Genomic DNA, 17,931 nt, shown 5'->3' on the forward strand with positions numbered 1-17,931 from the left:
CATACAACTATCTCATTTCATACTCATATAATTTATCATAGTTAATCGACAATTGCAATTAAATTTAAGTAAAAAACTTCTTTTAGAAGCTTATCACTTCAAGGTTTTTAGTCGCAAATCAAGGATAAACACTTGACAGCATAAGGTTTTTCATTCAAAGTAATGGGAGAAGAAAAATTTAAAAAACAAAGGGATAAAAGTGTTTCCTACGCTTTCTTTTGTTAAATCCTTTTCTTAAGTGAAAAAGTATTGTAAAATGTTTAATGGCTATGCATGTTTTTAATCGTGAAAGAAATGAAGAGATAATAAAAACGGTAGATTCAAATTAGGAGGTAAACAGATGACAATTGAATTAACAACAAAAGATGGTCACGTCACTATAACAAATGAAGTTATTGCTACTGTCGCTGGTGGTGCAGCCATTGAGTGTTACGGTATCGTTGGTATGGCGTCAAAAAATCAATTAAAAGACGGTATTGCCGAAATCTTAAGAAAAGAGAACTTTTCTAAAGGTGTGGTTGTGACACAACAAGAAGATGAAATTTCTATTGATATGTATATTATTGTGAGCTACGGTACTAAGATTTCTGAAATTGCTCACAACGTGCAATCACAAGTCAAGTATACATTAGATAAGACATTAGGCTTACCAATTAAAGCAGTAAATATTTATATTCAAGGCGTACGTGTTCAAGCTGACTAACGTCTATTTTTGTAAGGTTTAAAGGGAGGAACTCATTGTGGTATTAAAACAACTAGAAGGTGACAAGCTCCAAGAAATGGTGTTAGTTGGCGCCGATCACTTATCAAATAATGCAGATATGATTGATGCATTAAACGTATTCCCTGTGCCAGATGGCGATACAGGAACAAACATGAATTTATCAATGACATCAGGTGCTCAGGAAGTAAGTAAGCTAAAAAATCCAACGATTAGTGACGTAGCTAGTGCGTTTGCTAAAGGTCTTTTAATGGGTGCTAGAGGAAACTCAGGTGTTATTTTGTCTCAACTTTTTAGAGGGTTTAGTAAAGGGGTTGAAGGACTTGATGTTCTTACAACGAAAACTTTCGCTAAAGGTTTAGAGAACGGTGTGAAAACAGCGTACAAGGCGGTTATTAAACCTGTAGAAGGAACAATTTTAACTGTCGCAAAAGATACAGCAAATAAAGCGTTAGAAATTGCTGAAACGACAGAAGACTTAGAAGTATTTCTAGAAGAAGTTGTAAAAGCGAGTAAAGTATCTTTGGATTATACCCCAGAACTCTTACCGATTTTAAAAGAAGTCGGTGTTGTTGATAGTGGTGGTAAAGGACTTGTTGTGATTTATGAAGCGTTTTTAGCTTCATTAAAAGGTGAAGCCTTACCAGAACGTGAAGTGGCTTCTGTGGCGATGGATGACTTAGTAAGTGCTGAACATCACCAATCACATCACCAAGATTATATGGATACATCAGAGATTGAATTCGGTTACTGTACGGAGTTCATGGTGAAGTTCGAAGACGATAAGTTAAAAGATCATCCGTATGACGAAGAAACATTCCGTTCGGAATTATCAGAAATGGGTGATTCATTACTCGTTGTTTCAGATGATGATTATGTCCGTGTGCATGTGCATGTGGAATATCCAGGTGAAGCGATGAACTTAGCGCAACGTTTTGGTAGCTTTATGATGATTAAAGTAGAAAACATGCGTGAACAACACAGTGCAATCGTGAACGAAGACCAACCGAAAGAAACGGCAAAAGAATTAAGTGAATACGGTATTGTCGCTGTTTCAGTTGGTGAGGGTATTGCTGAATTACTTAAGAGTCTAGGTACAACAGTCGTGATGCAAGGCGGACAGACGATGAATCCTAGCACAAAAGATATAACAGAAGCAATTAAAGCAGCCCATGCGAAAAAAGTGATCGTCTTACCTAATAATAAAAATATTATTATGGCCGCTGAACAAGCAGCTGAATTAGCCGAGTGTGACGTCGTCGTTGTACCGACAAAAACCATTCCTCAAGGCATGAGCGCCTTACTTGCGTTTAATTCAGAGGCGAATTTAGAAGAAAATAAACAACAGATGATTGACGGTGCAAAAGCTGTGAAGACGGGGCAGATTACGTATGCCGTTCGCGATACGCAAATTGACGGTTTGACAATTGAAAATGGCCATTTTATGGGCTTACTCGATGGCAAAATCAAAGCATCTAATAAAGATCAATTTGAAACAATCAAAGCGTTACTGAATGAATTAGTTGATGAAGATGATGAGATTTTCACGTTATTACAAGGTGAAGATGCAACAGATGAGTTAACGACAGCGATCGTTGATTACTTAGAAGCAGAATTTGAAGATCTTGAAGTTGAAGTTCATCAAGGACAACAACCCATCTATTCTTATATTTTCTCAGTTGAATAAGCGTGAATTTAGACGAAAGTGTTTCGAATTTTTATTTCGAGACACTTTTCTTTATATCATTAATTTTTAAAGTTGAAGGGAAGATGACTGAATGGGGAAATTTCAATCAGTTTTTGATATTATAGGACCTATCATGGTTGGGCCATCGAGTTCTCATACCGCAGGAGCAGTGAAAATTGGACGAGCGACACGTTACTTGTTTGCTGAAGACATTCATTACGTCAAATGTCACTTGTACGGCTCGTTTGCAAAAACGTATAAAGGACACGGGACTGATGTTGCTTTAATCGCGGGGATTTTAGGATATAATACGGATGATGAGCGAATCATTGACGCTTTGTCTCACGCAAAAGATCAAGCATTCATGTGGAGTTTATCGAAGATTATTCTGCGGTACCTCATCCAAATACGGTGAGAATCGAAGTAATGAATGCCACAGATCATTTAGAGTTGGTCGGTCAATCGATTGGTGGGGGTAAAGTTGAAATTGTTGAGTTAAACGGCTTTAACTTAAACTTGTCAGGTAACCATCCTGCCATCTTAGTGATGCATAACGACCGTTTCGGAGCGATCGCATCAGTGACAGAAATTTTAGCCCGTTACGAAATAAATATCGGACGGATGGAAGTAAATCGTAAAGATGTTGGTAAAGAAGCGCTCATGACAATTGAATTAGATCAGAACATTGAACCAGAGGTAGAAGCCGCTTTACGTGATGCTAAACATATTTTGCGGCTCGCTAAAGTCGTCGATTGATGTTTGGGTTCAGTTAATGTCGCGTCATATCGTTTGTTGTAAGTATAATCTCGATAGAGATAAATAGAGACAAGGAAAGGGAAGTTAGGATGTTTCGTACTGTAAAAGAATTAATTGAACTGGCAGAATTAAAAAATACAGCCATTGCAGATCTTATGATTGAACGTGAAATGGCTTTATATGAATTGAGTTATGAAGATGTATTTAGTCGAATGGAATCTCAGTTAGTAGTGATGGAAGAAGCTATTGAGCGAGGTTTAGAGGGCGTGCGCTCTGTTACTGGGCTGACTGGTGGCGATGCGGTGAAAATCAATAAGTATCTCACTGAACACGAGCCTCTCTCAGGTCCTATTTTACTAGATGCGGTTAGTAAAGCGGTGGCGACAAATGAAGTTAACGCTGCGATGGGGAAAGTGTGTGCTACACCAACAGCAGGGAGTGCCGGCTGTGTCCCTGGTGTGTTATTTGCGGTAAAAGACCGATTACACGCGTCAAGAGAAGATATGGTCAAGTTTTTATTTACGACAGGCGCCTTTGGGTTAGTGGTGGCGAATAATGCCTTTATTTCGGGCGCGCAAGGGGGTTGTCAAGCAGAAGTTGGGTCAGCCTCTGCAATGGCGGCGGCTGCTGTCGTTGAAATGGCAGGCGGGACGCCCGAGCAGTCCGCGCATGCTTTTAGTATCACACTAAAAAATATGTTAGGGTTAATATGTGACCCTGTCGCTGGTCTCGTTGAAGTACCTTGTGTGAAGCGCAATGCACTAGGCGCCTCTCAAGCCATTGTATCTGCCGATATGGCCTTAGCCGGTGTGAAGAGCGTCATTCCAACGGATGAGGTTATTTCAGCGATGTACCGCGTCGGTCAACGGATGCCTGTAGCATTTAAAGAGACCGCAGAAGGTGGTTTGGCTGCCACACCAACGGGGAAACGACTAGCTCAAGAAATATTCTCAAATCAAACGACAAAGTGAGTGGATAACGATGTTGGATAGTCGAGTAACGACAATAAAAGGTGTTGGTGAGGCACTAGAAGAAAAACTCAATCAATTACACATCTATACGGTTAGAGACTTAATTTATACTTTTCCATCACGTTATGATCATCATCAAATCTTACCGCTAAGTGAACTGATCCACGAACAAAAGGCGACGATTCAAGGGACAATCGTCGCCGATAGTTTAGTGAGCTTTTTTGGTAAGAAAAAATCTCGTTTAACTTTTCCCTTACAAGTCGGTGATGTGATAGTAAAAGTCATCATGTTTAATCGCCACTTTTTAAAAACACAATTACAAGCAGGTAAAACGGTGACTGTCACAGGAAAGTGGGATCAATACCGTCAACAGTTAACAGCGGAGCATCACTTTCTTGGTGAGAAAGGACCGGATGAGCCGATTGAACCTGTGTACCTATTAAAACAAGTCGTTCCGTCAAAACGGTTTAAAAAACTAATCAAACAAGCCTTAGAACAAGTCGAAGGACAACTAGATGAATTTTTACCCGATACATATATGACGAAGTATAAATTGATTTCTTTAGCTTACGCGCTTAAACAGATGCATTTCCCGGAAAGTTTTAAACATTTAAAACAAGCAAAGCGACGACTCGTGTATGATGAATTGTTGTTGTTTCAGTTAAAACTTCAGGCGATTAAAAAGTTTAACCGCGAACGAACGACCGGTGTTAAAAAACAACCGGATTTTGAGCTGGTGCAACAGTTTATCCATGCGTTACCGTTCACGCTGACAGACGCTCAGATGAAAGCGATGAAACAGATTCAGGCAGACTTAACCTCACCTTATCGCATGCACCGCTTACTGCAAGGGGATGTTGGTTCAGGGAAAACGATTGTGGCGGCGATTGGCATCTACTTGACACATACGGCTGGTAGTCAGAGTGCGTTAATGGTGCCGACAGAAATTCTGGCAGAACAACACTATCAAGGTTTTTGTCAGCTGTTTAAAGACACGCTCCACATTGAATTGTTAACAGGGTCAGTCAAAGGTAAAAAACGGCGGGAGATTTTAGCGGGACTTGCGAGTGGCGAAGTAGATGTCGTCATCGGAACACACGCTTTAATTCAAGCTGAGGTTGATTTTGATTCCCTCGGCTTTGTTGTCATTGATGAACAGCACCGATTTGGTGTGAATCAACGGAAAGTGTTGCGTGAGAAAGGCATGGATCCTGATGTGCTATTTATGACCGCAACCCCAATCCCGCGGACATTAGCGATAACAAGTTTTGGGGATATGGATGTGTCTATTATTGATGAGATGCCCGTTGGTCGAAAACCGGTTGAAACGTTTTGGGTGAAAGACACTATGTTAGACCGTATCTTAGCATTTATTGAAAAGGAAGTAAATAAAGGGCATCAAGCGTATATTGTTACACCGTTAATAGAAGAGTCTGATAAGATGGATATCCAGAATGCGGTTGATCTGTATCAACAGTTAGCGGTATATTATGACAGCCGGGTATTGATTGGCTTACTACATGGGCGTATGACAAATGATGAAAAAGATGCGGTCATGAAGGAGTTTACTGAAGGAAAGCGTGATGTATTAGTCTCGACAACGGTCATTGAAGTCGGTGTGAATGTCCCAAATGCGACCGTGATGGTTATTTATGATGCGGAGCGGTTCGGTCTTTCACAACTACACCAGTTACGTGGTCGAGTAGGAAGAAGCGATACACAAAGTTATTGTATCTTGATTGCTGATCCAAAAGGTGATGTCGGAAAAGAGCGGATGCGGGTCATGACAGAGACGACCAATGGATTCGAACTGGCTGAGTATGATTTAAAGTTACGTGGTCCGGGGGATTTCTTCGGTAAAAAACAAAGCGGTTTACCAGAATTTCGTTTAGCGGATTTAGTGGAGGATTATCGTACGCTTGAGACAGCAAGACGCGATGCGACTGATATTATATACGGTGATTTGTTAGATAATGACCTAGACTATGCCCCTTTAAAACAACATGTGGAAACGATTTTAAAACAATATCAACAAGGATTTGATTAATTTAGACTTGCAAAAACAATCAAAGTCATATATATTACTATTAGTACCTAGTCATAGGATGAAGAAACGGCACAGATATAGGTGGTGAAAACATGCGATTACCAAAGAAAATTCGCCAAGAGAAATTAAAAGATAAAATTGAAGAAACGCCTTTTATTACTGACGAAGCCTTAGCGGACTTTTTTAGGGTCAGCATTCAAACGATTCGGTTAGATCGGATGGAGTTATCGATTCCAGAATTACGTGAACGAATCAAGTCGGTAGCGACAGATCAGTGGAATGAAACAGTGAAGGCACTCCCGCTAGATGATGTGATAGGAGAGATCATTGATCTTGAACTTGATCACCGAGCGATTTCCATATTAGATATTACGAAAGACCATGTATTTAGTCGCAATGATATCGCGCGTGGGCACCATTTGTTTGCCCAAGCCAATTCACTTGCGGTGGCCGTGATTGATGATGAACTTGCCTTAACTGAAAAGGCTGAGATTAAATTTACTCGACAAGTGAAACAAGGCGAACGTGTCGTAGCTAAAGCACACGTAGAAACGTTGGAAAAACACAACCGGACACGTGTGGTCGTGGAAAGTTTTGTAGAAAGCGAACCCGTTTTTAAAGGGAACTTTACGATGTATCGCCAGAAGGAACAGTAGGAGGCAAAATTCATGCGAATTGTCATAGATGCAATGGGTGGCGACCATGCACCAGAAGCCATTGTAAAAGGTGCGATGTTAGCAACCAAAGCTCATAAAGATTTAACGATTATTTTAGTCGGTGATGAATCAAAGATTCAGTCGTTTTTAACTTCAACCGAGCGGATTGAGATGATCCATACGACGACCGTGATTTCAGGGGACGATGAACCCGTAAAAGCGGTACGTCGTAAAAAAGATGCTTCTTTAGTCTTAATGGCTAATGAGGTGAAAGAACACCGCGCGGATGCGTGTATTTCAGCCGGGAATACGGGGGCATTAATGAGTGCGGGGTTATTTCAAGTTGGCCGAATTAAAGGTATTGAGCGCCCAGCATTAAGCCCAACGTTACCGACGATTGATCAAAAAGGCTTCGTCCTGCTTGATGTCGGAGCGAATGTTGAAGCGAAACCGAAACATTTACTACAATATGGTATCATGGGGTCAATTTATGCCGAAAAAGTACGCGGGATAAAACAACCACGCGTCGGTTTATTAAATGTTGGAACAGAAGATAATAAAGGAACAGAATTAACAAAAGAAGCGTTTCAATTGTTACAACAGGCACCGATTAACTTTGTTGGTAACGTGGAAGCGCGTGACTTACTCTCAGGTGTGGCCGATGTGGTCGTAACGGATGGTTTTAGTGGCAATATTGCTCTTAAAACAGTCGAAGGGACAGCGATGAACATGTTTAAGATGCTTAAAGCAACTTTCATGTCATCACTAAAAACTAAACTCGCCGCCGCCGTCTTAAAGAAAGATTTAAAAGGTTTAAAAGACCAATTAGATTACGCAGAGTACGGTGGCGCGGCTTTATTCGGTTTAAAAGCGCCTGTGGTTAAAGCGCACGGGTCTTCCAATGACCGAGCGATTTATAGCGCCATTAAACAAACTATGACCATGGTTGAACACCGGGTGAGCGAGACGATTGCTGACACGGTTCAATCAATGAAGGACATGGAGGTGAGCGAATGAAACGTGTTGTCTTCATGTTTCCTGGACAAGGGTCCCAAGACTTAGGGATGGGCATGAGTCTATATCAACATGACCAAAAAACCAAACAAACGATTGACCAAGCAAATGATTGGTTAGGTTTTGATCTGCGCGGGTTAATGTTTGACGGTCCAATCGAATCATTAACAGAAACAAAACATGCTCAACCGGCGCTTGTTTTAACAAGTGGTGTATTGTTAGACGCTCTAAAAGCAGCAGGGGTTGAACCTGTTGCGGTCTTAGGACATAGTTTAGGAGAATATAGTGCCCTTGTTGCGAGTGGGAGTTTAACTTTAGAACAAGCAACGACACTCGTCTACCAAAGAGGGGTATTGATGGAACAAGCCGACCCAGAAGGTAAAGGCGGGATGAGTGCGGTCCTTGGTCTAACTGAGGATGTGCTTGAAGACGTATTAAATACGACAAATAACCAAGTAGAAATAGCTAACCTTAATTCACCTGGTCAAATTGTTATTTCAGGTGACAAACAAAAGATTGAAGAAATAACGCCGTTATTAAAAGAAAAAGGCGCCAAACGTGTCATTCCTTTAGCGGTAAGTGGGCCGTTCCACTCGTCATTTATGAAGCCGCAAGCAGACAAGTTTGCATCTGTCTTAAAGGATGTGGATGTTAAAGTCCCGCAAGTCCCGTTATTACATAACGTGACAGCGCAAGCGGAAACAGACCCGGATGAAATTAAACACAGGTTAACAGAACAGCTCTATAGTAAAGTACGGTTTGAAGAAAGTATCCGCCATCTGTTAGATCATGATGAAATTGATGCCTTTGTCGAAGTCGGTAATAAAAAAGTATTAACCGGCTTAGTGAAAAAAATTCATCGACGGGCACGTGTTTTTCAAGTAGAAGATCAAGACTCATTGACGGCCTTTGTTCAATGGTACAAGGAGGATGAATCATGACAAAAGTTGCCCTTATTACTGGAGCATCGCGAGGAATTGGTCGAGAAATCGCCTTAACTTTTGCTGAAAATGGCTATAGTGTTGTGGTAAACTACAATGGTAATGAAGACAAAGCGTTGGCTGTGAAGGCTGAAGTAGAAGCTTTAGGTCAAGAAGCCCTTGTGGTAAAAGCAAACGTCGCCGATGAGACTGATGTCAAAAGCATGGTCAAAGAGACGATCGATACGTTTGGACAGATTGATGTTGTCGTTAATAATGCGGGTATTACGCGTGATAATTTGCTTATGCGCATGAAAGAAGCCGATTTTGATGCGGTGATTGATACGAATTTAAAAGGTGTCTTTCTGATGATGAAAGCTGTCGCACGTCCGATGATGAAACAAAAAGGTGGCGCGATTGTTAACTTAAGTTCTGTTGTGGGCTTGTCAGGAAACCCTGGTCAAATTAACTATGTCGCAGCGAAGTCAGGTGTGATTGGCATGACAAAATCAGCCGCGAAAGAACTCGCAGCCAAACAGATTCGTGTCAATGCGGTGGCTCCTGGGTTTATTACGACTGATATGACAGATGCACTCTCAGATGAACAAAAAACATTATTGCTCAATCAAATACCACTCAAAGCTCTTGGGGAACCGAAACAAGTGGCTGATGCTGTGTATTTCTTAGCGTCGGATGCGGCAAGCTATATTACAGGACAGACGCTGTCGGTTGATGGTGGCATGTACATGTAATCATAATATTATTTGAAAGGGGGTGAATGACAAATGGCAGAAACTTTCGATCGCGTAAAGAAAATTGTTGTTGACCGTTTAGATGTGGAAGAAGAAAAAGTAACACTTGAAGCATCTTTCAAAGATGATCTTGAAGCAGATTCACTAGATGTTGTTGAATTAGTGATGGAACTTGAAGATGAGTTTGATATGGAAATTGCTGATGAAGAAGCAGAAAAAATTCAAACAGTAGCTGATGCTGTGAACTACATAGACAGTCAAGCTTAAAAAATATTGAAAAAGGTCTCGTTTTTTTAAACGAGACCTTTGCTTTTTTCACTAAATAAAGATAAGATATAGGGAGAAAAAAAGGAGGTGAAGGAATGAATTTTAAAGATTTACAAAAAGAGTTAAGGATTTTCTTTCATGATCAAAAGATACTTGAACAAGCATTTACTCATTCATCCTACGTCAATGAGCATAAAAATCGGATTTATCAAGATAACGAGCGATTAGAGTTTTTAGGTGATGCCGTTTTAGAACTGGGTATTTCTCAATATCTCTACCGTGAATTTCCAAACAAAGCCGAAGGTGAATTAACTAAATTAAGAGCATCCATCGTTTGTGAACCGGCCTGGTGAAATTTGCGAAAGAATTGCATTTTGATAAATTTGTCTTACTAGGAAAAGGTGAAGAACGCACCGGAGGAAGAAAACGACCGGCACTCTTAGCAGATGTATTTGAAGCTTTTATCGGGGCGTTATATCTCGATCAAGGATTTGAAGTCGTGGTTTCGTTTTTAAAACAGCATGTCTATCCCAAAGTCAAAGAAGGGGCCTTTTTACATGGGCTGGATTATAAGAGTCAACTGCAAGAATTGATCCAACAAAATAAACATGCTGAAATTGAATACGAAATTATCGCTGAACATGGACCTGCCCATGACCGTGAGTTTGTCGCTCATGTGAAAATTAATCAAGAAGTATCAGGAAAAGGCCACGGCCGGACGAAAAAAGAAGCAGAACAACGTGCAGCTAAACGGGCGCTTGATTTGCACCAATCCTAAAAAAATAAAGTGTACAAAACATCGCTTGAATCCCTGTAATTAACATAGATTCAAGCGATGTTTTATTTTCGTAAGGCTTTTAATTCAGTAATGACAGCCTCATTTTCTTGTAAAGATAAATGCGAGCGTGCTTCGATAAAATTGACAAGTGCAGCTAAATCATCTATCTTGTCTGGATCAAAATCTTCTGGATTAAATACACCTTCATTCACAACATTTAACCTTGATTGTAACGTCTTTAGCAATGACTCAAGTGATTGGTTCGTTGACATTTGTTTATCCCCCTCATATCTCATCTTCTAACTGTCCTTAATCTATGATAAAATAAAGTCGGCGAAAAAGAAACAAGGAGTGCCTAACTCTTTGGTTTAATTAGAAAAGGTGACGACAATATGCATTTAAAAAAATTAGAATCGGTCGGGTTTAAATCCTTTGCCGAAAAGATTCACGTTGATTTTGTCCCAGGTGTGACAGCTGTTGTTGGTCCAAATGGCAGTGGTAAAAGTAATGTGACAGATGCGATTCGCTGGGTACTAGGTGAACAATCAGCGAAATCATTGCGTGGAACGAAAATGGAAGACATTATTTTTCAAGGGAGTGATACGCGTAAGCCACTTAATATGGCTGAGGTAACCTTAACGCTAGATAACCGTTCAGGAACCCTTCCGCTGGATTATAATGAAATCAGTGTGACACGCCGGGTCTATCGCTCAGGCGAGAGTGAGTTCTACATAAACAAAGAGTCTTGTCGACTGAAAGATATTGTTGATTTGTTTTTAGATTCTGGTTTAGGACGCGAAGCCTTCTCTATTATTAGTCAAGGTAAAGTTGAAGAGATTTTAAGTTCAAAGGCGGAAGAACGCCGGGTGATCTTTGAAGAAGCGGCGGGTGTTTTAAAATATAACAACGCAAGAAAAAAGCTGAGTTTAAATTGGTTGAAACAGAAGAAAACTTAAACCGCGTAGAGGATATTCTTCATGAAATTAATCAACAGCGCGAACCGCTCTTAGAACAAGCGACAGTGGCTAAAGATTACTTAGCGAAAAAGAAAGCATTGATGACTGTTGAAAAGTCCGTTCTTCATACAGAAATTGATCGTATGCTCACAGAATGGCGTGCACAGTTAGCGAAAATTGACCAATTAAAAGATCATGTGATTCAAGCGCAACTGGAGTTAGATCAAAAAGAGCAAAAAAATGATGATATTCATGCGCAGTTAGACCACATTGACGAAGAGGTTCAGTCTTTTCAAACGTCCTTATTAGAAGTAACAGAAACACTTGAAAAACAATCGGGTGAACAAAAACTCTTATTGGAACGTGAACGTCATGCACAAGCTTCGCTAGATAAAATAGTAGAAGATAAAGAAAAAAACGAACAAGCACTCACTGATGAGCGAAAGAGAAGACAGTCACTTGAAACGACGTATAGTACGATGCTTGAATCTGTACAAGATTTGAAAATTAAAATCGCTCATATGAAAGAAAAATTAGCGGTGTCTGTCGATGACCTTGACCGACAATTAGCCGATAAGAAAAGTGATTATATCGAGCTTTTAAACGAAGAGGCACGACTCAAACACGCCAGAGACTCATATGAAAAAGACTATCACAACTTGTCTAACAAAGAGTTAGATTTTAAAGCGCAGGTAAACGATAAAAAATCTCTATGCGCTGAACTAAATGACGAGCTAAAAGAGCTCACGCAAGAAACGGCAGCGTTAGGTGAGACGCTTGAACGTCAGAATAAGGATGTCAGTGCTTTAAAAAGCAAGTTAGACGAAGAGTCAGCGCGACTTCAAGACATGTACGATAAACGCCGCCATGCAGAAAGACAAATTGATCAGTTAGAATCTAAGAAAGATATGTTAGAAGAGCTTAAAGAAAGCTTTCAAGGTTTTTATCAAGGGGTTAAAGCTGTCCTTAAAGCACGCGATAAAAACGCTCTAACAGGTATCCACGGAGCCGTGATTGAGCTGATTGATATTCCGCGTGACTATCAAATGGCTATGGAGTCGGCAATGAGTGCGCAATCCCAGCACGTGATTGTCTCAGATGAAAAAGCCGCCCGAGAAGCTATTCAATATTTAAAAACACATAACCAAGGGCGAGCGACTTTTTATCCGCTCACGACCATTAAACCGCGTGTGCTGCCACATGTCTATAAAGAGCGATTACAACATGAACCAGGCTTTATTGCGGTCGCAAGTGACGTGATTCATACGAGTGAACCTTATCGCCCTGTGCTTCAATATTTACTCGGACAGACGTTGATTGCTAAAACGTTAAAAGATGCGAATAGTATCGCAACCGCTGTTGACCGGAAATTCCGGGTAGTTACGCTTGATGGGGATCTTGTCAATCCTGGTGGGTCGATGACCGGTGGAGCGATGAAACGTCAACAGTCCTCTTTGTTTTCGCGTGAAACGGAATTAAAGCAAGTAACAGAAAAGTTACACGCATTTGTGACACGAACAGACGCGTATATGGACTCGATTAAAGCGAAAGAAAAGGCTTATCAAGCGTTAAAAGAAGAGCTTCAGTCACTGGAAGAAACGATGTCAGAACAGAAGGCACACTTTAATGCATTGGAAGATGTGCGTAAAGCAAAAGTACTTGAATTAAAGCATCAAGAAGAAAGTTATCACTACAATGAGCGCTTACTTCAGACGTTTAATGATGATCAAAATCAATTGAAAAATAAACAAGAACAGTCTGAAGAAAAGTTAACGAAAACAAAGGCCCAGCTAGATGCGCTAAAAGAAGCCATTGATCAGCTAGAAGAAGAAAAAGAGCACCATGAAGCGTATAAGAAACAATACGATCAACAGTGGCAACAACTTAAGATCGACTACGCCGAACAAATGAAGGCGCTCGAATATCAATTAGAAAAATTGACAGCAGTTAAAGCAAGAGAACAAGAATTGTTAGAGACGGTTCAACAATTAACCGACGCTTATGATCTGCATAAGGATGAAGATAAACATCAAGCAGCAAAACAAGCCCTCGCTCAAACGCTGAAAACATTGGAAGAAGAAAAACAGACGTTACTACAAACGATTCAGCAAAAACGCGAGCAACGGTTAAACTTACAAACGACGCTTGAAACAAAAGAAGCTGAGTTAAAAACAGAACGTCATCAGCTAACAGCAAAAAAAGAAGAACAAAACCGTTTAGAAGTGAAAGCGAATCGTTTGGATGTCGAATTAGAAAATCGCTTAAACTACTTACAAGAAACATATGAAATGAGTTTTGAGCGGCTTCAACAGGAGACGGACAAAACCGAGACCTTAGCTGAAGACCAGATGAAAGTTAAATTATTAAAGCGTGACATTGATGAATTAGGTGTCGTTAATCTTGGGGCGATTGATGAGTATGACCGTATTAATGAACGGTTTGAATTTTTAACAAACCAAGAACAAGATCTACTTGAGGCAAAGGAAACATTATACGATGTTATTTTTGAAATGGATACCGAGATGGAGAAGCGGTTTGATAAAACGTTTAGCCAAATTAAATCGGCCTTTAGCGAAGTGTTTCAACAATTATTTGGTGGGGGACATGCAGAACTTAAGTTAACGAATCCAGATGATTTACTTGAAACAGGGGTTGAAATAAAAGCCCAACCACCAGGTAAAAAAGCCCAACAATTAGCGTTACTCTCAGGTGGTGAACGAGCACTCACCGCGATTGCCTTACTCTTTAGTATCTTACGCGTGAGACCCGTGCCATTTTGTGTCCTAGATGAAGTGGAAGCCGCGCTTGACGAAGCTAATGTCGAACGTTTTAGCCGCTATCTGAAGGATTATAGTCAAGAGACACAGTTTATCGTCATTACTCATAGAAAAGGCACGATGGAAGGTGCAGACGTCTTATATGGGGTTACTATGCAAGAGTCAGGTGTCTCTCGCTTTGTCTCAGTAAAACTAGAAGAAACAGCTGCTATTTTAAATGAAGCATAAGAAAGAAGGAGAATTATGAGTTTTTTAAAGAAATTAAAGGATAAGTTTACCCAAACAAAAGAAACAGAGGAAGTATCAGATAAGTATAAAGAAGGGTTGTCTAAAACAAGACAATCGTTCTCATCCAAACTTAATGATCTTGTTGCTAGGTACCGCAAAGTTGATGAAGAGTTTTTCGAAGACTTAGAAGAAATGTTGATTTCAGCAGATGTCGGTGTCAATACAGTGATGACGCTTGTCGAAGATTTAGAAATGGAAGCGAAGCGTCAAAATATTAAAGATGCGCGTGAATTAAAAGGTGTCATTTCAGAAAAATTAGCCGAAATTTATGCGGGAGATGATTTTGAACAAGCATCACCATTAAATTTACAGGAAAACGCCTTAAGCGTCATTCTTTTCGTTGGTGTTAATGGCGTAGGTAAAACGACTTCAATTGGTAAATTAGCGTATCAATTGTCTCAAGAAGGGAAAAAAGTCTTGCTTGTAGCAGGCGATACGTTTAGAGCGGGTGCTATTCAACAATTATCAGTCTGGGGTGAGCGCGTCGGTGTTGACGTGATCAAGCAAAGCGAAGGTAGTGACCCAGCAGCCGTCATGTTTGACGGGATTCAAGCGGCTAAATCGCGCGGAGTGGATGTATTACTTTGTGACACGGCGGGACGCTTACAAAATAAAGTGAACTTAATGAATGAGCTTAGTAAGGTCAAACGCGTGATAGAAAGAGAAATTCCAGGTGCCCCGCATGATGTGTTACTTGTCTTAGATGCAACCACGGGACAGAATGCGCTTGTTCAAGCTAAACAATTCCAACAAGCGACGGATGTGACCGGTATTATCTTAACAAAATTAGATGGTACCGCTAAAGGTGGGATTGTCCTTGCGATTAGAAAAGAACTCAATATTCCCGTGAAGTATGTCGGTTTAGGTGAGAAAATGACTGATCTTGAACCATTTGATCCGCAAGCGTTTGTTTACGGGCTATTCAGTGACATGTTGACGGAAGAGTGACGCTTGACGGACGACGTGTTATCGTCTAGTATGCTTAATGTAAAGTTTTTTTACTTAACAAGGAGTGAACGAGATGATGTTAGAGAAAACCACGCGGGTGAATTTCTTATTAGACTTTTATCAAGCGCTCTTAACGCCAAAACAGCGGAGTTATATGGAATTATACTATTTAGAAGATTACTCCTTAGGGGAAATTTCTGATACCTTTGATGTGTCAAGACAAGCTGTCTATGATAATATTAAACGGACAGAAAAGATGCTTGAATCGTATGAAGAACGCTTGAAATTGTATGAAAAGTTTCTAAAACGTCAAGCGTTGATTAAAACATTAGAAGAAAAAGTGACCGATAAGGCGTTATTATCAGATATTAACGCGTTAAAAGAATTGGATTAGGAGGGATTTCTCTATGGCATTTGAAGGCTTAGCAGATCGTCTGCAAAGTACGATTAAAAAAATGACCGGTAAAGGGAAAGTATCCGAACAAGATGTTAAAGAAATGGCCCGCGAGGTCCGTTTAGCACTCTTAGAGGCGGATGTTAACTTTAAAGTTGTGAAAGATTTTGTAAAGAAAATTAAGGAACGAGCGGTTGGTACGGAGGTCATGGAAAGTTTAACACCTGCCAACAAGTCATCAAAATTGTAAAAGAAGAATTAACCGCGTTAATGGGCGGGGAACAGAGTAAAATTGCGGTAAGCGAACGCCCGCCAACCGTGATAATGATGGTCGGTTTACAAGGGGCAGGTAAAACAACGACTTCTGGTAAACTGGCGAATTTGTTGCGTAAAAAACATAACCGTAAGCCATTGCTAGTCGCTTGTGATGTGTATCGTCCAGCGGCGGTCGATCAATTAGAGACGGTCGGTAAGCAACTCGGCATTCCGGTCTTTAGCCAAGGAACCGAGAAAAATCCGGTCGATATAGCCAAAGAAGCGATTGAGCATGCGAAAGCGGAACATTTAGATTACGTGATTGTCGATACGGCTGGCCGACTGCATGTTGATGAAAATTTGATGGGTGAATTGACACAAATTAAGGCTGATATTAATCCAGATGAGATTTTCTTAGTTGTTGATGCGATGACAGGTCAAGATGCGGTCAATGTAGCAGAAACATTTGATAGTACGCTTGATATTACGGGTGTTGTTTTAACGAAACTTGATGGTGATACGCGTGGTGGGGCGGCATTATCAATCCGCGCTGTCACACATAAGCCGATTAAATTCGCTGGTATGGGCGAGAAGTTAGATGAATTGGAAGCCTTCCACCCAGAACGGATGGCCTCGCGTATTTTAGGGATGGGCGATGTCTTATCTCTTATTGAAAAAGCGCAAGACAATATTGATGAAAAGAAAGCAAAAGAACTGGAACAAAAAATGCGTACGGCAAGTTTTACGTTCGATGATTTTCTTGATCAAATGGAACAAGTCAAAAGTATGGGGCCACTTGATGAGCTCTTAGGCATGTTGCCAGGAGCAAATAAGATGAAAGGTCTAAAAAATGTCCAAATTGATGACAAACAATTGGTTCATGTTGAGGCTATTATTCAGTCGATGACGAAAAAAGAAAGACAAGACCCAGGGCTAATGAATGCAAGTCGAAAAAAACGGATTGCGAAGGGTTCGGGTCGTCCGATTTCTGAAGTCAATCGTCTTTTAAAACAATTTGATGAAATGAAAAAAATGATGAAACAAATGTCTGGAATGCAAGGCGGGAAGAAGGGTAAGAAGAAAAAAGGACTTAATTTTCCGTTTATGTAATGTAAAAACACTTTACAGACTTAAAACAATCTGATACAATCTAAACTTGTGAAATACATTTTTAATGGAGGTGCAAAAACATGGCAGTAAAAATTCGTTTAAAGCGTATGGGTTCAAAGCGTAATCCATTTTATCGTGTAGTAGTTGCAGATGCGCGTGCGCCACGTGATGGACGTATCATCGAACAAATCGGCACATACAATCCGGTAGCAAACCCGGTTGAAGTGAAATTAGATGAAGAAAAAGCAATGAGCTGGATGGCTAATGGTGCAAAACCATCAGACACTGTTCGCAATTTATTCTCTAAAGAAGGCATCATGAAAAAATTCCACGACTCAAAAAACCAAAAATAAGGTAGTGTGATCACATGGAGGCCTTGATAACATCAATCGTGACACCACTTGTCGATCATCCAGAAGATATCCGTGTTGACACAAAAGAAGAGCACAACAAGCTTGTGTTTCATCTGACGGTCAATGAAGCGGATGTTGGTAAGGTGATCGGGAAGAATGGTCGTATTGCTAAGTCAATTCGTACGATTGTTTATGCAGCTGGAACGGATACTAAAAAACGTATTTATCTAGACATTATGTAGAACAGGGAAAAGGGTAACCTTTCCCTGTTTTCTGCATCA

At 40.4% G+C, this 17,931-nt stretch carries 16 protein-coding genes and 3 pseudogenes; 18 read left to right on the top strand and 1 reads right to left on the bottom strand.

Annotated elements, in window-relative coordinates; all coding sequences use genetic code 11:
- The first annotated feature begins 340 nt into the window (after positions 1–340).
- The 11 genes and pseudogenes from JCM19043_RS02985 to rnc all read left to right on the top strand — a co-directional run bounded on the left by JCM19043_RS02985 (position 341) and on the right by rnc (position 10,569).
- Positions 341–703 carry an Asp23/Gls24 family envelope stress response protein gene (locus tag JCM19043_RS02985; RefSeq protein WP_062319867.1) on the top strand — a complete coding sequence of 121 codons (363 nt, stop codon included), beginning with the start codon at positions 341–343 and terminating at the stop codon, positions 701–703.
- 37 nt (positions 704–740) lie between these two features.
- Complete coding sequence (locus tag JCM19043_RS02990; RefSeq protein ID WP_062319869.1) at positions 741–2,408, top strand: DAK2 domain-containing protein; 1,668 nt, start codon at positions 741–743, stop codon at positions 2,406–2,408.
- A gap of 91 nt (positions 2,409–2,499) precedes the next feature.
- Positions 2,500–3,164: pseudogene (gene sdaAB / locus JCM19043_RS02995) on the top strand (L-serine ammonia-lyase, iron-sulfur-dependent subunit beta).
- An 89-nt stretch (positions 3,165–3,253) separates the two neighbouring features.
- Positions 3,254–4,135 (top strand): L-serine ammonia-lyase, iron-sulfur-dependent, subunit alpha, encoded by an 882-nt coding sequence (gene sdaAA, locus JCM19043_RS03000; protein ID WP_062319871.1) that lies wholly within the window; start codon positions 3,254–3,256, stop codon positions 4,133–4,135.
- A gap of 10 nt (positions 4,136–4,145) precedes the next feature.
- Positions 4,146–6,182 carry an ATP-dependent DNA helicase RecG gene (recG, locus tag JCM19043_RS03005; protein ID WP_062319874.1) on the top strand — a complete coding sequence of 679 codons (2,037 nt, stop codon included), beginning with the start codon at positions 4,146–4,148 and terminating at the stop codon, positions 6,180–6,182.
- Positions 6,183–6,274: 92 nt separating this feature from the next.
- On the top strand, positions 6,275–6,838 hold the full coding sequence (fapR, locus tag JCM19043_RS03010) for a transcription factor FapR (protein ID WP_062319876.1): 564 nt from the start codon (positions 6,275–6,277) through the stop codon (positions 6,836–6,838).
- Between the two features lie 12 nt (positions 6,839–6,850).
- On the top strand, positions 6,851–7,855 hold the full coding sequence (plsX, locus tag JCM19043_RS03015) for a phosphate acyltransferase PlsX (RefSeq protein ID WP_062319878.1): 1,005 nt from the start codon (positions 6,851–6,853) through the stop codon (positions 7,853–7,855).
- Complete coding sequence (gene fabD / locus JCM19043_RS03020) at positions 7,852–8,793, top strand: ACP S-malonyltransferase (protein WP_062319880.1); 942 nt, start codon at positions 7,852–7,854, stop codon at positions 8,791–8,793. Before plsX ends, fabD begins: the two co-directional genes overlap by 4 nt.
- The gene (gene fabG / locus JCM19043_RS03025) at positions 8,790–9,524 is read left to right on the top strand and encodes a 3-oxoacyl-[acyl-carrier-protein] reductase (RefSeq protein WP_062319882.1); all 735 of its coding nucleotides are present in this window, start codon (positions 8,790–8,792) and stop codon (positions 9,522–9,524) included. The genes fabD and fabG overlap by 4 nt, the downstream gene beginning before the upstream one ends.
- Before the next feature lie 33 nt (positions 9,525–9,557).
- A complete protein-coding gene (locus tag JCM19043_RS03030; protein ID WP_062319884.1) occupies positions 9,558–9,791 on the top strand; it encodes an acyl carrier protein in 234 nt (77 codons plus the stop codon).
- 95 nt (positions 9,792–9,886) lie between these two features.
- A pseudogene (gene rnc / locus JCM19043_RS03035) lies at positions 9,887–10,569 on the top strand (ribonuclease III).
- Between the two features lie 62 nt (positions 10,570–10,631).
- Here the strand turns inward: rnc and JCM19043_RS03040 are convergent.
- Entirely contained in the window at positions 10,632–10,841 is a 210-nt protein-coding gene (locus JCM19043_RS03040; protein WP_062319887.1) for a DUF1128 family protein, read from the bottom strand.
- A 120-nt stretch (positions 10,842–10,961) separates the two neighbouring features.
- On the opposite strand from JCM19043_RS03040, the gene JCM19043_RS17240 reads away from it, so the two are divergent.
- From JCM19043_RS17240 to JCM19043_RS03070, 7 genes and pseudogenes are all read left to right on the top strand, one after another.
- Positions 10,962–11,525, top strand: a complete 564-nt coding sequence (locus JCM19043_RS17240; protein WP_231631377.1) for an AAA family ATPase — start codon at positions 10,962–10,964, stop codon at positions 11,523–11,525.
- Positions 11,501–14,530: a chromosome segregation protein SMC gene (gene smc / locus JCM19043_RS03045; protein WP_231631378.1), complete on the top strand. Its 3,030-nt coding sequence runs from the start codon at positions 11,501–11,503 to the stop codon at positions 14,528–14,530. Before JCM19043_RS17240 ends, smc begins: the two co-directional genes overlap by 25 nt.
- Before the next feature lie 15 nt (positions 14,531–14,545).
- Entirely contained in the window at positions 14,546–15,538 is a 993-nt protein-coding gene (gene ftsY / locus JCM19043_RS03050; RefSeq protein WP_062319889.1) for a signal recognition particle-docking protein FtsY, read from the top strand.
- Between the two features lie 76 nt (positions 15,539–15,614).
- A complete protein-coding gene (locus JCM19043_RS03055; protein WP_062320050.1) occupies positions 15,615–15,932 on the top strand; it encodes a putative DNA-binding protein in 318 nt (105 codons plus the stop codon).
- Positions 15,933–15,945: 13 nt separating this feature from the next.
- A pseudogene (ffh, locus tag JCM19043_RS03060) lies at positions 15,946–17,297 on the top strand (signal recognition particle protein).
- An 80-nt stretch (positions 17,298–17,377) separates the two neighbouring features.
- A complete protein-coding gene (gene rpsP, locus JCM19043_RS03065) occupies positions 17,378–17,650 on the top strand; it encodes a 30S ribosomal protein S16 (protein ID WP_062319891.1) in 273 nt (90 codons plus the stop codon).
- Between the two features lie 14 nt (positions 17,651–17,664).
- Positions 17,665–17,892: a KH domain-containing protein gene (locus JCM19043_RS03070; RefSeq protein WP_062319893.1), complete on the top strand. Its 228-nt coding sequence runs from the start codon at positions 17,665–17,667 to the stop codon at positions 17,890–17,892.
- Positions 17,893–17,931 lie beyond the last annotated feature (39 nt).

The organism is Halolactibacillus sp. JCM 19043 (assembly GCF_001310395.1).
In the GTDB taxonomy this organism is placed as follows: Bacteria; Bacillota; Bacilli; order Bacillales; family Amphibacillaceae; genus Halolactibacillus; species Halolactibacillus miurensis.

What these genes read in the sequence shown, in the direction of transcription:
- JCM19043_RS02985 (WP_062319867.1), top strand. Translation starts at nt 341, where the DNA reads ATGACAATTGAATTAACAACAAAAGATGGTCACGTCACTATAACAAAT.
- ftsY (WP_062319889.1), top strand. Translation starts at nt 14,546, where the DNA reads ATGAGTTTTTTAAAGAAATTAAAGGATAAGTTTACCCAAACAAAAGAA.
- rpsP (WP_062319891.1), top strand. Translation starts at nt 17,378, where the DNA reads ATGGCAGTAAAAATTCGTTTAAAGCGTATGGGTTCAAAGCGTAATCCA.
- fapR (WP_062319876.1), top strand. Translation starts at nt 6,275, where the DNA reads ATGCGATTACCAAAGAAAATTCGCCAAGAGAAATTAAAAGATAAAATT.
- JCM19043_RS03040 (WP_062319887.1), bottom strand. Translation starts at nt 10,841, where the DNA reads ATGTCAACGAACCAATCACTTGAGTCATTGCTAAAGACGTTACAATCA.
- fabG (WP_062319882.1), top strand. Translation starts at nt 8,790, where the DNA reads ATGACAAAAGTTGCCCTTATTACTGGAGCATCGCGAGGAATTGGTCGA.
- recG (WP_062319874.1), top strand. Translation starts at nt 4,146, where the DNA reads ATGTTGGATAGTCGAGTAACGACAATAAAAGGTGTTGGTGAGGCACTA.
- JCM19043_RS17240 (WP_231631377.1), top strand. Translation starts at nt 10,962, where the DNA reads ATGCATTTAAAAAAATTAGAATCGGTCGGGTTTAAATCCTTTGCCGAA.
- fabD (WP_062319880.1), top strand. Translation starts at nt 7,852, where the DNA reads ATGAAACGTGTTGTCTTCATGTTTCCTGGACAAGGGTCCCAAGACTTA.
- JCM19043_RS03070 (WP_062319893.1), top strand. Translation starts at nt 17,665, where the DNA reads ATGGAGGCCTTGATAACATCAATCGTGACACCACTTGTCGATCATCCA.
- JCM19043_RS03030 (WP_062319884.1), top strand. Translation starts at nt 9,558, where the DNA reads ATGGCAGAAACTTTCGATCGCGTAAAGAAAATTGTTGTTGACCGTTTA.
- plsX (WP_062319878.1), top strand. Translation starts at nt 6,851, where the DNA reads ATGCGAATTGTCATAGATGCAATGGGTGGCGACCATGCACCAGAAGCC.
- JCM19043_RS03055 (WP_062320050.1), top strand. Translation starts at nt 15,615, where the DNA reads ATGTTAGAGAAAACCACGCGGGTGAATTTCTTATTAGACTTTTATCAA.
- sdaAA (WP_062319871.1), top strand. Translation starts at nt 3,254, where the DNA reads ATGTTTCGTACTGTAAAAGAATTAATTGAACTGGCAGAATTAAAAAAT.